The sequence below is a fragment of the Micromonospora sp. NPDC047521 genome, assembly GCF_055587305.1.
Genome location: NZ_JBVJGN010000021.1, coordinates 57,295 through 70,493 on the forward strand (window position 1 = coordinate 57,295; position 13,199 = coordinate 70,493).

At 70.2% G+C, this 13,199-nt stretch carries 8 protein-coding genes and 1 pseudogene; 4 read left to right on the forward strand and 5 right to left on the reverse strand.

Translation table 11 applies throughout. The annotated features are described in order from the left end of the window. Positions 1-9: 9 nt before the first annotated feature. Entirely contained in the window at positions 10-726 is a 717-nt protein-coding gene (locus tag ACZ6N8_RS29330) for a YoaK family protein (protein ID WP_364363764.1), read from the forward strand. 4 nt (positions 727-730) lie between these two features. Here the strand turns inward: ACZ6N8_RS29330 and ACZ6N8_RS29335 are convergent, their stop codons facing one another. The 4 genes from ACZ6N8_RS29335 to ACZ6N8_RS29350 are packed head-to-tail and all read right to left on the reverse strand — an operon-like array spanning position 731 to position 3,976. Next, positions 731-1,357, reverse strand: a complete 627-nt coding sequence (locus ACZ6N8_RS29335; protein WP_466014066.1) for a response regulator transcription factor — start codon at positions 1,355-1,357, stop codon at positions 731-733. Continuing rightward, positions 1,354-2,595: a sensor histidine kinase gene (locus ACZ6N8_RS29340; protein ID WP_466014068.1), complete on the reverse strand. Its 1,242-nt coding sequence runs from the start codon at positions 2,593-2,595 to the stop codon at positions 1,354-1,356. Before ACZ6N8_RS29340 ends, ACZ6N8_RS29335 begins: the two co-directional genes overlap by 4 nt. Before the next feature lie 5 nt (positions 2,596-2,600). Further along, the gene (locus ACZ6N8_RS29345) at positions 2,601-3,053 is read right to left on the reverse strand and encodes an ABA4-like family protein (protein ID WP_466014070.1); all 453 of its coding nucleotides are present in this window, start codon (positions 3,051-3,053) and stop codon (positions 2,601-2,603) included. After that, positions 3,050-3,976, reverse strand: a complete 927-nt coding sequence (locus ACZ6N8_RS29350) for a hypothetical protein (protein ID WP_466014072.1) — start codon at positions 3,974-3,976, stop codon at positions 3,050-3,052. Before ACZ6N8_RS29350 ends, ACZ6N8_RS29345 begins: the two co-directional genes overlap by 4 nt. 171 nt (positions 3,977-4,147) lie before the next feature. On the opposite strand from ACZ6N8_RS29350, the gene ACZ6N8_RS29355 reads away from it, so the two are divergent. Continuing rightward, positions 4,148-4,900 (forward strand): VOC family protein, encoded by a 753-nt coding sequence (locus ACZ6N8_RS29355; protein ID WP_466014074.1) that lies wholly within the window; start codon positions 4,148-4,150, stop codon positions 4,898-4,900. A gap of 118 nt (positions 4,901-5,018) precedes the next feature. Here the strand turns inward: ACZ6N8_RS29355 and ACZ6N8_RS29360 are convergent, their stop codons facing one another. Beyond that, positions 5,019-8,351, reverse strand: coding sequence for a DUF7933 domain-containing protein (locus ACZ6N8_RS29360; RefSeq protein WP_466014076.1), 3,333 nt, complete (start codon positions 8,349-8,351; stop codon positions 5,019-5,021). Positions 8,352-9,147: 796 nt separating this feature from the next. On the opposite strand from ACZ6N8_RS29360, the pseudogene fdh reads away from it, so the two are divergent. Both fdh and ACZ6N8_RS29370 read left to right on the forward strand, forming a co-directional pair. Then, a pseudogene (gene fdh / locus ACZ6N8_RS29365) lies at positions 9,148-12,396 on the forward strand (formate dehydrogenase); the annotation flags it as partial. 30 nt (positions 12,397-12,426) lie between these two features. Further along, positions 12,427-13,199, forward strand: a 773-nt coding sequence (locus ACZ6N8_RS29370) for a 4Fe-4S dicluster domain-containing protein (protein WP_466014078.1), incomplete at its 3' end; no start/stop codon positions are given.

The following is a 13,199-nucleotide window of genomic DNA, read 5'->3' on the forward strand; positions in this document are numbered from 1 at the left end:
ACAGCGCCAGTGTCGAGCACCGCGCCCCGCGTCACCAGTCCTCGCGTCGACCCCCGGGACGACGATCGTCTCCTGCGACGACGGCACGCCCTCGTCGTCCTGCTCACGTTCCTCACCGGAAGCGCCGACGCGGTCGGCTTCCTGTCCCTGGGCGGGGCCTTCTCCAGCGTCATGACCGGCAACATGGTCCTGCTCGGACTCTCGGCCGGCAGGGGCGACGCGGACCTCGCACTGACCTCCGGATGCGCGATCGTCAGCTTCATCGTCGGCGTCCTGGCCGGCGCCCGCGTCGTCGGCTCACCACAACCGGACGATCCCGTCTGGCCCCGCAGGGTCACCTGGGCGCTCGTCCTGGAGCTGCTCGTGTTCGGTGTCTTCCTCGTCGTCTGGGTGGTCAACCTCCCCACCCACAGCGGCCGCGTCGACCTCGCCCTGCTCCTGCTGTCGGCGACGGCGCTCGGCGTGCAGAGCAGCGCCATCCAGCGCTTCGGCGTGCCCGGACTGTCCTCCACGTACCTGACCGGCACCCTCACGAGCCTCATCGCCGGTGTCGCCGCCCGCAGCCCGTGGGGCGGCCTGCGGCCCAAGGCTCAGGTGCTGCTGGCCCTGATGACAGGCGCGGCGGTCGGCGCCCTGGTGGCCCTGCACCTGCCGCTGGCCGCGCCGGTGCTGCTGATCGTGCCGCTCGTGCTCGTCATCGCCCTGTCCACCCGGATCCGGGCCTGACCCCTCAGACGCCGCGCGCGAACAGCGCCAGGCGTACCCGGTTGGGGCTGCCGGTCTTGGCCATCAGGCTCGTGATGTGGGTCTTGACCGTGGTGACACCGATGTGCAGCCGGTCGGCGATCTCGGTGTTGGACAGGCCCTCGGCGACGAGCGCCAGCACGTCCCGCTCGCGGCCGGTGAGGCCCGGCGCCGGTCGCGGCGCCTCGGCGCGCGCGTCGACCGCACGCTGGACGAGGCGGCGCAGCACATCGGCGCTGAACGGACTGTCACCGACCGAGGCGCGGCGGATGCCGTCGAGCAGGTCGCCCGGGGGAGCGTCCTTGAGCAGGAACCCGCACGCCCCGGCGGTCAGCGCCGGGTAGAGGTGGTCGTCGTCGCCGAACGTGGTCAGCACCAGGACGCGGGTGGCCGGACGTTCGGCGAGGATCCGGCTGGTCGCGGTGATCCCGTCGACACCTGGCATCCGCAGGTCCATGACGACGACGTCGGGGAGCAGCCGAGCGGCGAGGGTGACCGCCTCGCGACCGTTGTCCGCCTCGCCGACCACCTCGATGTCGGGCTGGGCGTCGCAGAGCATGCGCAGCCCCGCGCGGATGAGGTGCTGGTCGTCGACCAGCAGGACGCGGATCACGCCGGCTCCGGCGTGGGCGACCCGGCCGCGCGGTCCCGGGGAGCAGGCGGTGCCGACGCCCCGGCGGCGGGGGTCAGCGCCGGCAGGACGGTACGCACCCGGAACCCCGTCCGTGTCGGGCCCGCCTCCAACCGCCCCCCGAGGACCTCGACGCGCTCACGCATGCCGGTGATGCCGTGGCCACCGCCGGTCGGCACCGCCGCCGGCTCACCCGCCATCCCGTCGTCGGACACCTCCCAGTGCACGGCCCCGTCCCTGACGGCGACCACGAGACGCGCCAGCGCGGAGGTGTCCGCGTGCTTGGCCACGTTGGTCAGCGCCTCCTGGGTCAGTCGCAGCACCGCGAGGCCCCGCACCGCGTCGAGCGCGCCGACCGCCGGGTCGATGTCGGCCTCGACGCTGACGCCGGTCTGCCGGGCCCGGTCGACAGTCGCGCCGAGAGCCGCCGGCAGCGCCGACGGGTCGATGGCGGTCAGCGCCGCGTCACCGCGTACCCCGTCGGGGTCGCGCAGCACCGCGACCAGCCGGCGCAGCTCGGCCAGGGCCGCGGTGCCGGTGCCGTGCACGTCGTCGAAGACCGCGCCCACCCGGGGGTCGACGTCGGTGAGCACGTGCCGGGCCACGCCGACGCGCAGCACCATCGACGCCACGTGGTGCGCGACGACGTCGTGCAGCTCGCGGGCGATGGCGCTGCGTTCGTCGGCGCGGGCCGCGCGGCTCTCCGACTCGTGCCGCCGCTGCTCGGCGGCTGCCCGTTCGACGGCCTGCCGGCTGAGCTCCCGGTTGGCGCGGATGACCAGGCCGAGCAGCACCGGCACGCCGACCTCCAGGGCCAGCCCGACGACGCCGGAGGCGACCCGGCGGGCCGGGTCGCCGATCGAGTCGGTCAGGTCCACCACCACCAGCAGCGCGGTGGCCAACCAGATGACGCGGGGACGGCGGGCCCGCATGGTGACCTCGAGCAGCGCCCAGCTGGCGCCGACCTGGTTGATCGTGAAGTCGTCGACCAGCTGGATCGCGACCGCCAGCAGGGCTGCCTGCGCCACCAGGTTGACCAGCGGCCGGCGGTGCGCCAGCAGCGCCACGGCGAACGCGAGCACGGCGAGGATCCACTGTGTCGCAGGCGGTGTGCGTGTGGAATGGGGACCGAAGAGCAGGTAGCCCACGCCGGTGAGGTCGAGCAGCACCATCCGCACGAGCGTGTCCCGCATGTCGAACACGCGCCGCGGCCACCCCACGGACGTCAGCCTAGGTGCTGCGGAACGGTCGTGGCGGCCGCCGGTGGCCGCCACCGGGTCCGGACCGCCAGGTACGCGGCGAGGCCGAGCGGCCCGAGCAGGATGGTCAGCACCAGCACCGGAGCCATGACCAGCGCCGGCACCCCCCGTTCCCGGCTGTCCAGCCACGCCCACCGCCCGACGAACAGGTCGAACGCGATCATGTGCGCCCACCCCGCCGCCGCCCCGTCGGAGGTGCCCAGCAGGTCGCGCACCCCGTCCAGAGTCGGCCACGCCACCGCCGGCAGCACCTCGCCGAACGCCGGGAGCACCAGCAGCGCGTAGATCACCACGACCGGAAGCACGATCAGCGGCGAACCGATGATCCGGGTGGTCCACGACCAGCGGGGCAGCAGGATCATCAACGCCCAGAACGGCGCGGCCACCGCGAACGTCAGGGAGAACAGCGTGGCGGTCATGCGACCAGCTCCAGTTCCGGTCGGCGTCGGCGGGCCAGCACCAGGCCGGTCGCGGTCGCCGACGCCACGACCAGGGCCGCGACCGCGGCGAGCGTGCCGGCGTCCGGGCGCAGCAGCGGCTGGCCGCGCAGTGCCTGCCAGGTCAACAGTACGGTGAGGACGCCGTACGCGCCGCCCGCGACCACCAGCAGCCGGACGCGGGTGCGCTCGTCCAGCCGCGTCGCGAACCGGCTCAGCAGGATCGCCAGGATCGGCAGCGCCTGCAGGGCGTGCAACCCCACGAAGTGCCCGATCCGCAGGTCGCCGCCGGTGGTGCTCCAGCCGACCACCGGCAGTCCCGGCCCACCGTCGGGCACGCCGACGCTGTGTGCCCCGGAGATCCCCTCGATTCCCGGGTCCTGCGTCGGCAGCGTCATCGGTACCGCCGCGAGCATCCCCAGCAGGGACAGGCCGAGCCCCCACCGGACGGCGGTCGCCGCGACCCGGTCGGGGATCCGCCGGATCAACACGACGATCCCGAGGACGAGGTGCGCGAGGAACAACACCATGATCGCCGCGCCCATCGCCGCGAACAGCGCGGTGTTCAGGGGAGTGCTGTCGTTGAAGTGGCTGGCCTGCCCGCGTACCACCTGACCGACGATCACCGCCATCTCGACCACCGCCACCGCGACGATGACGGTGACCGCGCCCTCGGCGATCCGGCTGCGACGCGGCAGGAGCGAGAGCATCCAGGCGAGCGTGCCGCCGTACAGGACGAAGGACACCGCGAACTTGAGCGGCTTGAGCCAGATCGGCACCCCGGTGAGGACGCGCGGATCGACGAGCACGCCGGCCGTGGCGACGACCGCGAGCACCGCCATCGCGCCGACCAGGACCATGAGTGGGCGGTTCCAGTGTGTCGCCCGGTGCAGAACGGTAGTCATGTCTGCAGATGCTCGTTGTCGTACCCGTCGGTCGCGTCCGACCCGGAGCCCCGTCCGCGGCCTGCGGTGGGAGGCGGCCTCCTCCCTGGGTAGGAGGCGACGAAACCTGTCGAGGCCGGGTCACGGGTGCTGGCACAATGGCCGGCCTGCCGAGCCGGACCGGGAGTGACGATGACGACCAACGAGGACCGTGTCCACCCGAACGAGACGACAGTGCCGCTGCTGCCCTGCCCGGCACCGCAGGAGACCCTGGCGTTCTGGCGTGCGCTCGGGTTCGAGGTGACCTACGAGCAGACGAGACCGTACGTGTACCTGGCGTTGCGGTGGAGTGGGTTCGACCTGCACTACGGCCCCGCGCCGAAGGACCTCGACCCGGCGAGGGAGCAGAGCGGCGGCTGCCTCGTCCTGGTGGACTCGGTCGCGCCGTACCATGCGGCGTTCACCGACGCGATGCGCAGCGCCTACGGAAAGGTGCTGGTCAAAGGACTACCCCGGATCACCCGCTACCGTGCCGGCGCGTCGCGGTTCAGCATCGTCGACCCGTCCGGCAACACCATCGTCTTCATCCGCCGCGACGAGCCGCAGGACCTGGAGTACGGCGGGTCGAAGGAACTCGACGGACTGGCCCGGGTGCTCGACAACGCGCGGATCCTGCGCGAGTTCAAGACCGACGACCGGGCGGCCTACCGGGCGCTGGACTCGGGGATGCGCCGGCGGGCCGCTGACGCTCCGGTGGTCGAGCAGGCGACGGCGCTCGCCGGGCTGATCGAACTGTCGGTCGCCCTGGGCAAGACCGATCGGGTGCCCGAATGGGGTGCCCGCCTTCGCGCGCTCACGTTGACCGAGGCGGAACGCGCGCAGGTCAGGGACTACGTCGCCGACCCGGCCCTGCTCGAACCGTGGTGGCGGTCCGAGGAGACCTGACCCCTGGTCCGGGTCGGCTCGGAAGGCCCGGGTCGGCGCCCGATCGGCCTGGTCTGCCGTGGTTGGCCCTCGTCGACTCTCGTCGGCCCCAGGCGTTGCGCGGTTGCCGTGGCCCCGGTCAGGGCTCGCGGCGGGTGCGTAGGCGTACCAGGGCCAGCCCGGCAACCAGCAGGACACCCAGAGCAGCGGCGGCTGCTCCGACCGTCGTGAGGGCTGTCAGTCGGCTACCGGTGACCGGCATGGGGGGAACAGGTCCGGCGAGGACCAGGGTCGCCGAGCAGTTCGGCGTGCAGTCGGGGTCGGAGACACCTTCCGGTGGGGTGAGGGTGGCGGTATTGGTGAGGTCACCGATGGTGCCGAACGGCACCCTGCCGGTGATGGTGTAGGTGAGTGTTCCGCCGGCCAAGACGGTGACAGTGTCCTCGATGTCACCGGTGCCGGACGCGGTGCAGCTGCTGCCGGCGGGTGCCTCGCAGGTCCAGGTGAACCCGGCCAGTGGCGCCGGCAGTGGATCGCTGAGCGTGGCGCCGATCGCGTCGGACGGGCCGGCGTTGGTGACGGTCACCGTGAAGGTCAGCGGCGCGCCCGGCGCGTAGTGATTCGGCATCGCTGTCTTCGCGACAGTGAGGTCCACGACAGGTCCGGCGGGTGTGACGACAGTGGACTGGCAGCTCGGCGTGCAGTCGGGGTCGGTGGCGCCGGCTGGTGGGGTGAGGGTGGCCGTGTTGGCCAGATCGCCCCTGGTGTCCGACGGCACCGTTCCGCTGATGGTGTAGGTGAGGGTCCCGCCGCCCAGGACGGTGACGGTGTCGGTGATGTCGCCGCTGCCGGATGCGGTGCAGGTGCTGCCCGGGGATGCTTCACAGGTCCAGGTGAATCCGGCCAGCGGTGCGGGGAGAGGGTCGGTCACTGTCGCGCCGACGGCGTCGGAGGGGCCGCCGTTGGTGTCGGTCACGGTGTACGAGAGGGCGGCCCCTGGTACGTACGGATTCGGTGTCGCTGTTTTCACGACCGCGAGATCTACGGTCAGCGCGGCGGGGGTGACGACTGTGGATTGGCAGTTGGGGGTGCAGTCGGGGTCGGTGGCGCCGGCTGGTGGGGTGAGGGTGGCGGTGTTGGTCAGGTCGCCTGTGGTGCCCGGGGGCACGGTCCCGGTGATGGTGTAGGTGAGTGTTCCGCCAGCGAGGACGGTGACCGTGTCGGTGATGGTGCCGGTGCCCGAGGCGGTGCAGGTGCTGCCGGCAGACGCTTCACACGTCCAGGTGAACCCGGCCAGCGGCGCGGGCAGCGGGTCGGCCACTGTCGCCCCGACGGCGTCGGACGGTCCGCCGTTGGTGACGGTCACCGTGTAGGAGAAGGGCGCACCCGGCACGTACGGATTCGGGGTTGCTGTTTTCACGACCGCGAGGTCCACGGTCAGCGCGGCGGGGGTGACGACTGTGGATTGGCAGTTGGGGGTGCATTCCGGGTCGGTCACGCCGGCTGGTGGCGTGAGGGTGGCGGTGTTGGTGAGTTCGCCCGTGGTGCCCGAGGGCACCGTGCCGCTGATCGTGTAGGTGAGCGTCCCGCCGGCCAGGACGGTGACGCTGTCATCGATGGTTCCCGTGCCCGACGCGGTGCACGCGCTGCCGGCTGATGCCTCACAGGTCCAGGTGAAACCTGACAGCGGTGCGGGGAGCGGGTCGGTCACGGTCGCGCCGATGGCGTCGGACGGGCCGCCGTTGGTGACCGTGACGGTGTAGGTCAGAGGGGTACCCGGCACGTACGGGTTGGGTACCGCCGTTTTGGTCACGGCCAGGTCCACGACCGGTCCGGCGGGGGTGACGACCGTGGACTGGCAGCTCGGGGTGCATTCCGGGTCGGTCACACCGGCTGGTGGAGTGAGGGTGGCGGTGTTCGTCAGGTCGCCTGCGGTGCCCGAGGGCACCGTTCCCGTGATCGTGTACGTGAGGGTCCCGCCGGCCAGGACGCTGACCGTGTCGGTGATGTCGCCGGTCCCCGAGGCGGTGCAGGTGCTTCCTGCTGATGCCGTGCAGGTCCAGGTGAACCCGGCCAGCGGTGCGGGCAGCGGGTCGGTGACCGTCGCGCCGACGGCGTCGGAGGGGCCGCCGTTGGTGACCGTGACGGTGTACGTGAAGGGCGCACCCGGCACGTACGGATTCGGTGTCGCTGACTTGACGATGGCGAGATCAACAGTCGGCGCGGCCGGGGTAACGACGGTGGACTGGCAGCTCGGGGTGCAGCCCGGGTCAAACACTCCCGCCGGTGGGGTCACGGTGACCGTGTTGGTCAGGTCGCCCGTGGCGCTAGACGGCACCGTCCCAGTGGTCGTGTAGGTGAGAGTTCCCCCGCCCGCCACGGTGACGGTGTCGTCGATGCTGCCGGTGCCGGACGCGGTGCACGTGCTTCCGGCTGATGCCGCGCAGGTCCAGGTGAACCCGGACAGCGGTGCGGGCAGCGGGTCGGTGACCGTCGCGCCCACGGCGGCGGACGGGCCGCCGTTGGTCACCGTCAACGTGTAGGTCAGTGGTGTACCCGGCACGTAGGGATTCGCGGGTCCGGTCTTGACCACCGCCAGATCCACCGTGGGGATGACGGTGAGGGTGGTGGAACCGGGCGGGTTGAGCCCGATGATCGTGGGGAAGTTGCTCGCACAGCCGGGGATCGTCGAGCCGTCCGGCGCGATGCATCCGGTGTCGGTGTACGAGCCGACCACGTCGCTTGTCACCTGCACGGAGATCGTGCACGACGCCACGCCGGCGTCGATGTCGCCGGTGAAGTCGACGGAGGTGGCGCCGGCGGGCGCGGTCGCGGTGGCGTTCGAGCAGGTCGTGCTGTTGACGCCGGTGGCTGTCACGTTGCCGGGAAGGTTGTCGGTGAAACTCATCCCGTTCTTGGCTTGCAGGTCGTTGGTGTTGGTGATGGTGAAGGTGAGCGTGGAGGTCTGGCCCTGCCCGATGGTGGTGGGGCTGAAGGCCTTGTCGAGTTGCGGGGTCACGTCGACGATCTGCGGAAGGTCGAACGCGATGTCGTTGCCGACTCCCGTCGCGGTCGCGTTGTAGAGGCGTACGCCAAGCGTTGGTGTGTCGACCACTGACAATTGCAGTGCCGACGACTGCAGCTTCGCTATCCATGTGTTGTTGACGATCACAGCGCCCGGATCGGTGCAGGGGCTCAGATTCTGGGCGAGCGCCGTGGGCACCTCGTTGAGAACGAGATCGAACCGGAGGCGCGCCCGCTGGGTGCCGGGAACCGTGCAGTTCCTCTCAGCGAAGATCGCCGAGACCGCATAGAAGTGTCCACCGATCGCCGGAATGGTGTTGCTGTCGGTCTCCAGTAGGTATCCGGCGGCCTGTGCGCCTGTCAGGCTGTTGGTGTACTCGGTGAGTATCTGGTTGGTGGCTGCTTCGTCGGGGCTCTGCCCCTGAAACAACCCCATGTCGCGTGCCATCTCCTGGAGCCGACTCCATGCGGCGGAACGGCCGCACTGGTCGTTGTTCGTGACCGGCGGGCTGCCGCCGTTGGGCGGTAGCGGCGAGTCCGACCGCATGATCCAGCCATTGCACGCGCCCGCACCGGGGCTCCACGCCGGGTCGGCGGTGTAGGTCTCGCTGTCCGCGCCGCTGCCGCCCGGCCCCGGCACATAGACCGATCCGGGCGAGCCTGTGTAGGAGCCAATGCGAATCGGTACGGCGACCGCACTCTCGTTGGAGAAATCCTCGGTGAACACAGGCGTGCCGGGCTGCGGTGTTCCGGGGAGACCCGGAACCGTCGCGAATGCGGGCTGGCTCGACACCACAACGACAAGCGTCGAGGATGTCAGCAATGCGCCGACTGCCCCCAGCGCCGATGTGAACCAGCGGCGTCCCCCGCGAACCATTCTCATTTCCCCCGTTGTGCAGATTGCACTGACAGCGCTGCTTCCTCCGAGCCGGGATCGACAATTTCAGAAGTGTGCAGTCCAGACCTAGTCCTCATGGGTGGTCACCCGATCGGGTGAGTCAGTGCGCAGTGAATTCACATTCCGTCAAGCCGTTCGCCGGCTGATGGTTCGCCGCGGCGGAAAGTGAGTCCGTAGGCGGGGAAGAGGCGGGCGTCCCGGGAACGGACGGTCAAGTCGTGCGGCCTTGCCTGCGCGACGGTGATCGCCGGTGGCATGGCTCTCCCGATCTGGCTGCGACCCGGCCAGCGCCTCGTCTAGTGTCGAAGCGTTCGCATTAGGTGCGATTAGTCGGGAAGGTGCTGCGATGGGGGTGCGCCGCTGGGTCGGGAGCTGGCCCCTCTACCGGCAGCTCACCGGCACGGATCCGCTCGGTCGGGGCGCTGCGGCGCAGTCCGCCCGTTCGGCGGAGCTGACCGCGCGTACCGAGACGGCGGACAGTGTGGCCCGATCGGTGTGTCCGTACTGCGCTGTGGGTTGTGGGCAGCGGGTGTTCGTCAAGGACGGGCAGATCACCCAGATCGAGGGTGACCCGGACAGCCCGATCTCGCGGGGCCGGCTCTGTCCCAAGGGTTCGGCGAGCAAGAGCCTGGTGACCAGCCCGCTGCGGCAGACGACGGTCCGCTACCGCCGGCCGTACGCCACCGAGTGGGAGGACCTCGACCTCGACACGGCGATGAACATGATCGCCGACCGGGTGCTGGCGGCCCGGGACGAGACCTGGGAGGACGTCGACGACGAGGGTCGACCGCTCAACCGGACGCTTGGTTTTTCCAGTCTGGGTGGGGCGACGCTTGACAACGAGGAGAACTACCTCATCAAGAAGTTGTTCACCGCGATGGGGGCTCTGCAGATCGAGAACCAGGCCCGTATTTGACACTCCGCCACCGTCCCCGGTCTGGGGACCAGCTTCGGTCGCGGCGGCGCCACCCAGTTCCAGCAGGACCTGTCGAACTCCGACATGATCGTCATCCAGGGTTCGAACATGGCCGAGGCGCACCCGGTGGGTTTCCAGTGGGTGATGGAGGCCAAGCGTCGCGGCGCGAAGGTCTTCCACGTCGACCCCCGGTTCACCCGGACGAGCGCTGTCGCTGACGCGTACCTGCCGATCCGGGCGGGCACCGACATCGCCCTGCTCGGCGGCGTGGTGCGATACATCCTGGACAACGAGCTCGACTTCCGGGAGTACGTGGTCGCGTACACCAACGCCGCGACGATCGTGACCGGGGAGTACCGCGACACCGAGGATCTGCACGGCCTCTTCTCCGGCTTCAACGAGGACAACGCCAGCTACGACCAGAGCAGCTGGCAGTACGAGGGAACCGACGAGAACCCCTCCAGCGGCGACACCGAGACCCAGCGGGAAACGGCAGCCGGGTTGGAACACGAGTCGCACGGCGCGCCCGTGAACGGACAGACCCAGCGCGACGAGACGTTGCAGGATCCGCGCTGCGTCTACCAGATCCTCAAGCGGCACTACGCCCGCTACACGCCGGAGATGGTGGAGCGGGTCTGCGGGATCCCACAGGAGAAGTTCCTCGAACTGGCGCAGGCCTGGACGGCGAACTCGGGCCGGGAACGGACGAGCATGCTCGTCTACTCGGTCGGGTGGACGCAGCACAGCGTCGGCGTGCAGTACATCCGGACCGGGGCGATCATCCAATTGCTGCTGGGCAACATGGGTCGTCCGGGTGGCGGTGTGATGGCGCTACGCGGGCACGCCAGCATCCAGGGCTCCACCGACGTCCCCACCCTGTTCAACCTGCTGCCCGGCTACCTGCCGATGCCACACCACGCCGACCACCCCACCCTGGACGAGTGGGTGGACAGCATCCGGCACCCGGGGCAGAAGGGCTTCTGGGGCAACGCCCGCGCCTACGGGGTCAACCTGCTCAAGGCGTACTGGGGTGACGCGGCAACCTCCGAGAACGACTTCTGCTACGGCTACATGCCGCGGATGACCGGCGACCACGGCACCTACCAGCAGGTGCTCAACATGATCGACGGGAAGGTCAAGGGCTACTTCCTGCTCGGGCAGAACCCGGCGGTCGGCTCCGCGCACGGTCGCGCACAGCGGCTCGGTATGGCGAACCTGGACTGGCTGGTCGTCCGCGACCTGTTCATGATCGAGAGTGCGACGTTCTGGCAGAACGCGCCGGAGATCGAGACCGGCGAGATTGTGCCCGAGGCGTGCCGGACGGAGGTGTTCTTCCTGCCCGCCGCCTCGCACGTGGAGAAGGAGGGCAGCTTCACCCAGACCCAGCGGCTGCTTCAGTGGCGGGAGAAGGCCGTCGAGCCGCCTGGCGACGCGCGCTCCGAGCTGTGGTTCTTCTACCACCTCGGCCGCATCATCCGGGAACGGCTGGCGCAGTCGACCCGTCCCCGGGACCGGGCGCTGCTCGACCTGAACTGGAACTATCCGACGCACGGTCCCACCGCGGAGCCGAGCGCCGAGTCGGTGCTGTACGAGATCAACGGGTACGACGTGGCCAGCGGCCGCCCGCTGTCGAGTTACACCGAGATGAAGGACGACGGCTCCACCGCCGGCGGCTGCTGGATCTACACGGGCGTGTACGCCGACGGCGTCAACCAGGCGGCCCGGCGCAAACCCGGCGCCGAGCAGTCCCTGGTGGCTCTGGAGTGGGGCTGGGCCTGGCCGTCCAACCGTCGCATCCTGTACAACCGTGCCTCCGCCGACCCGGACGGCAACCCGTGGAGCGAGCGCAAGAAGTACGTCTGGTGGGACTCCGACAAGGGCGAGTGGACCGGCTACGACGTACCGGACTTCGAGAAGACCAAACCGCCGTCGTACCGGCCGCCGCCGAACACGGCGGGCGTGGCGGGCCTCGCGGGCGACGACCCGTTCATCCTTCAGGGCGACGGCAAGGGCTGGCTGTACGCGCCCAGTGGTGTCCTGGACGGGCCGCTGCCGACGCACTACGAGCCGGTGGAGTCGCCGGTGCGCAACCCGCTGTACCGCCAGCAGGCCAACCCGACCCGGAAGGTCTACACGCACCCGATCAACACGCTGAACCCGAGCCCGCCGGAGGACCACAGTGACGTCTTCCCCCTCGTGTTCACGGTCAGCCGACTCACCGAGCACCACACCGCGGGCGGAATGAGCCGGACGGTGTCGCCGCTGGCGGAGTTGCAGCCGGAGATGTTCGTCGAGGTGTCGCCGGAGCTGGCCGCCGAACGCGGACTCGACCACCTCGGCTGGGCGCACCTGATCACCACCCGTGCGGCCATCGAGGCGCGGGTCCTGGTGACCGACCGGATCACCCCGCTACGGGTCGACGGCCGGGTCATCCACCAGGTGTGGCTGCCCTACCACTTCGGCTACGAGGGCCTCGTGACCGGCGACTCGGCAAACGACCTGTTCGGCATCACCCTGGACCCGAACGTGCTGATCCAGGAGAGCAAGGTCGGCACCTGCGACATCCGGCCCGGACGACGCCCGAGAGGACCGGATCTGCGGGACCTCGTCTACGACTACCGGCGGCGGTCGGGGGACCTGAGCCACCGCTATCCACCGTTGGTCACGACCGACGTCGCCGACAGCAGCAGCGACCAGGAGGGCTGACCGATGCCCCACGCCAACGCCCTGTACGGGCCGCTGGATCCGGCGCCCGACGCCGGCTATGTGGACGCGCCGCCCCGGATGGGGTTCTTCACCGACACCAGCGTCTGTATCGGGTGCAAGGCGTGTGAGGTGGCGTGCAAGGAGTGGAACGGCGTCCCGGAGAGCGGCCTGGACCTGCTGGGCATGTCGTACGACAACACGGGTGCGCTGACGGCGAACTCGTGGCGGCACGTCGCGTTCGTCGAGCAGCCCCGCACGACGGGCCAGGAGATTCCGGCGTTCGAGGGGCAACCGGACGGGCCTTCGGTCAGCGCGGCCACGGCGGCGGTCGGCGCGCGGACCGGCAGCGACACCGGGACCGATCCGGGCCTGATGCCCGGCTCGCCCGCCGCGGCGGCCCGCATGTCGGCCGGTCCGGAGTTCCTGGGGATGCCTGGTGCGCAGCCGCCGGGGCGGGGTTCGGGTGCGCAGGGGCGGACGGATTTTCGGTGGTTGATGATGTCGGATGTGTGCAAGCACTGCACGCATGCGGCGTGTCTGGATGTGTGTCCGACGGGGTCGTTGTTCCGGACGGAGTTCGGCACGGTGGTGGTTCAGGAGGACATCTGTAACGGGTGTGGGTACTGCATTTCGGCGTGTCCGTACGGGGTGATCGATCAGCGTAAGGGTGATGGTCGGGCGTGGAAGTGCACGTTGTGTTACGACCGGTTGGGTGCGGGGATGACGCCGGCGTGTGCGCAGGCGTGTCCGACGGAGTCGATCCAGTACGGCCCTCT

Bases quoted from the DNA above. Each gene is read 5' to 3' on its own strand.
- ACZ6N8_RS29355 (WP_466014074.1), top strand. From the start codon at position 4,148: ATGACGACCAACGAGGACCGTGTCCACCCGAACGAGACGACAGTGCCG.
- ACZ6N8_RS29350 (WP_466014072.1), bottom strand. From the start codon at position 3,976: ATGACTACCGTTCTGCACCGGGCGACACACTGGAACCGCCCACTCATG.
- ACZ6N8_RS29345 (WP_466014070.1), bottom strand. From the start codon at position 3,053: ATGACCGCCACGCTGTTCTCCCTGACGTTCGCGGTGGCCGCGCCGTTC.
- ACZ6N8_RS29360 (WP_466014076.1), bottom strand. From the start codon at position 8,351: ATGGCACGCGACATGGGGTTGTTTCAGGGGCAGAGCCCCGACGAAGCA.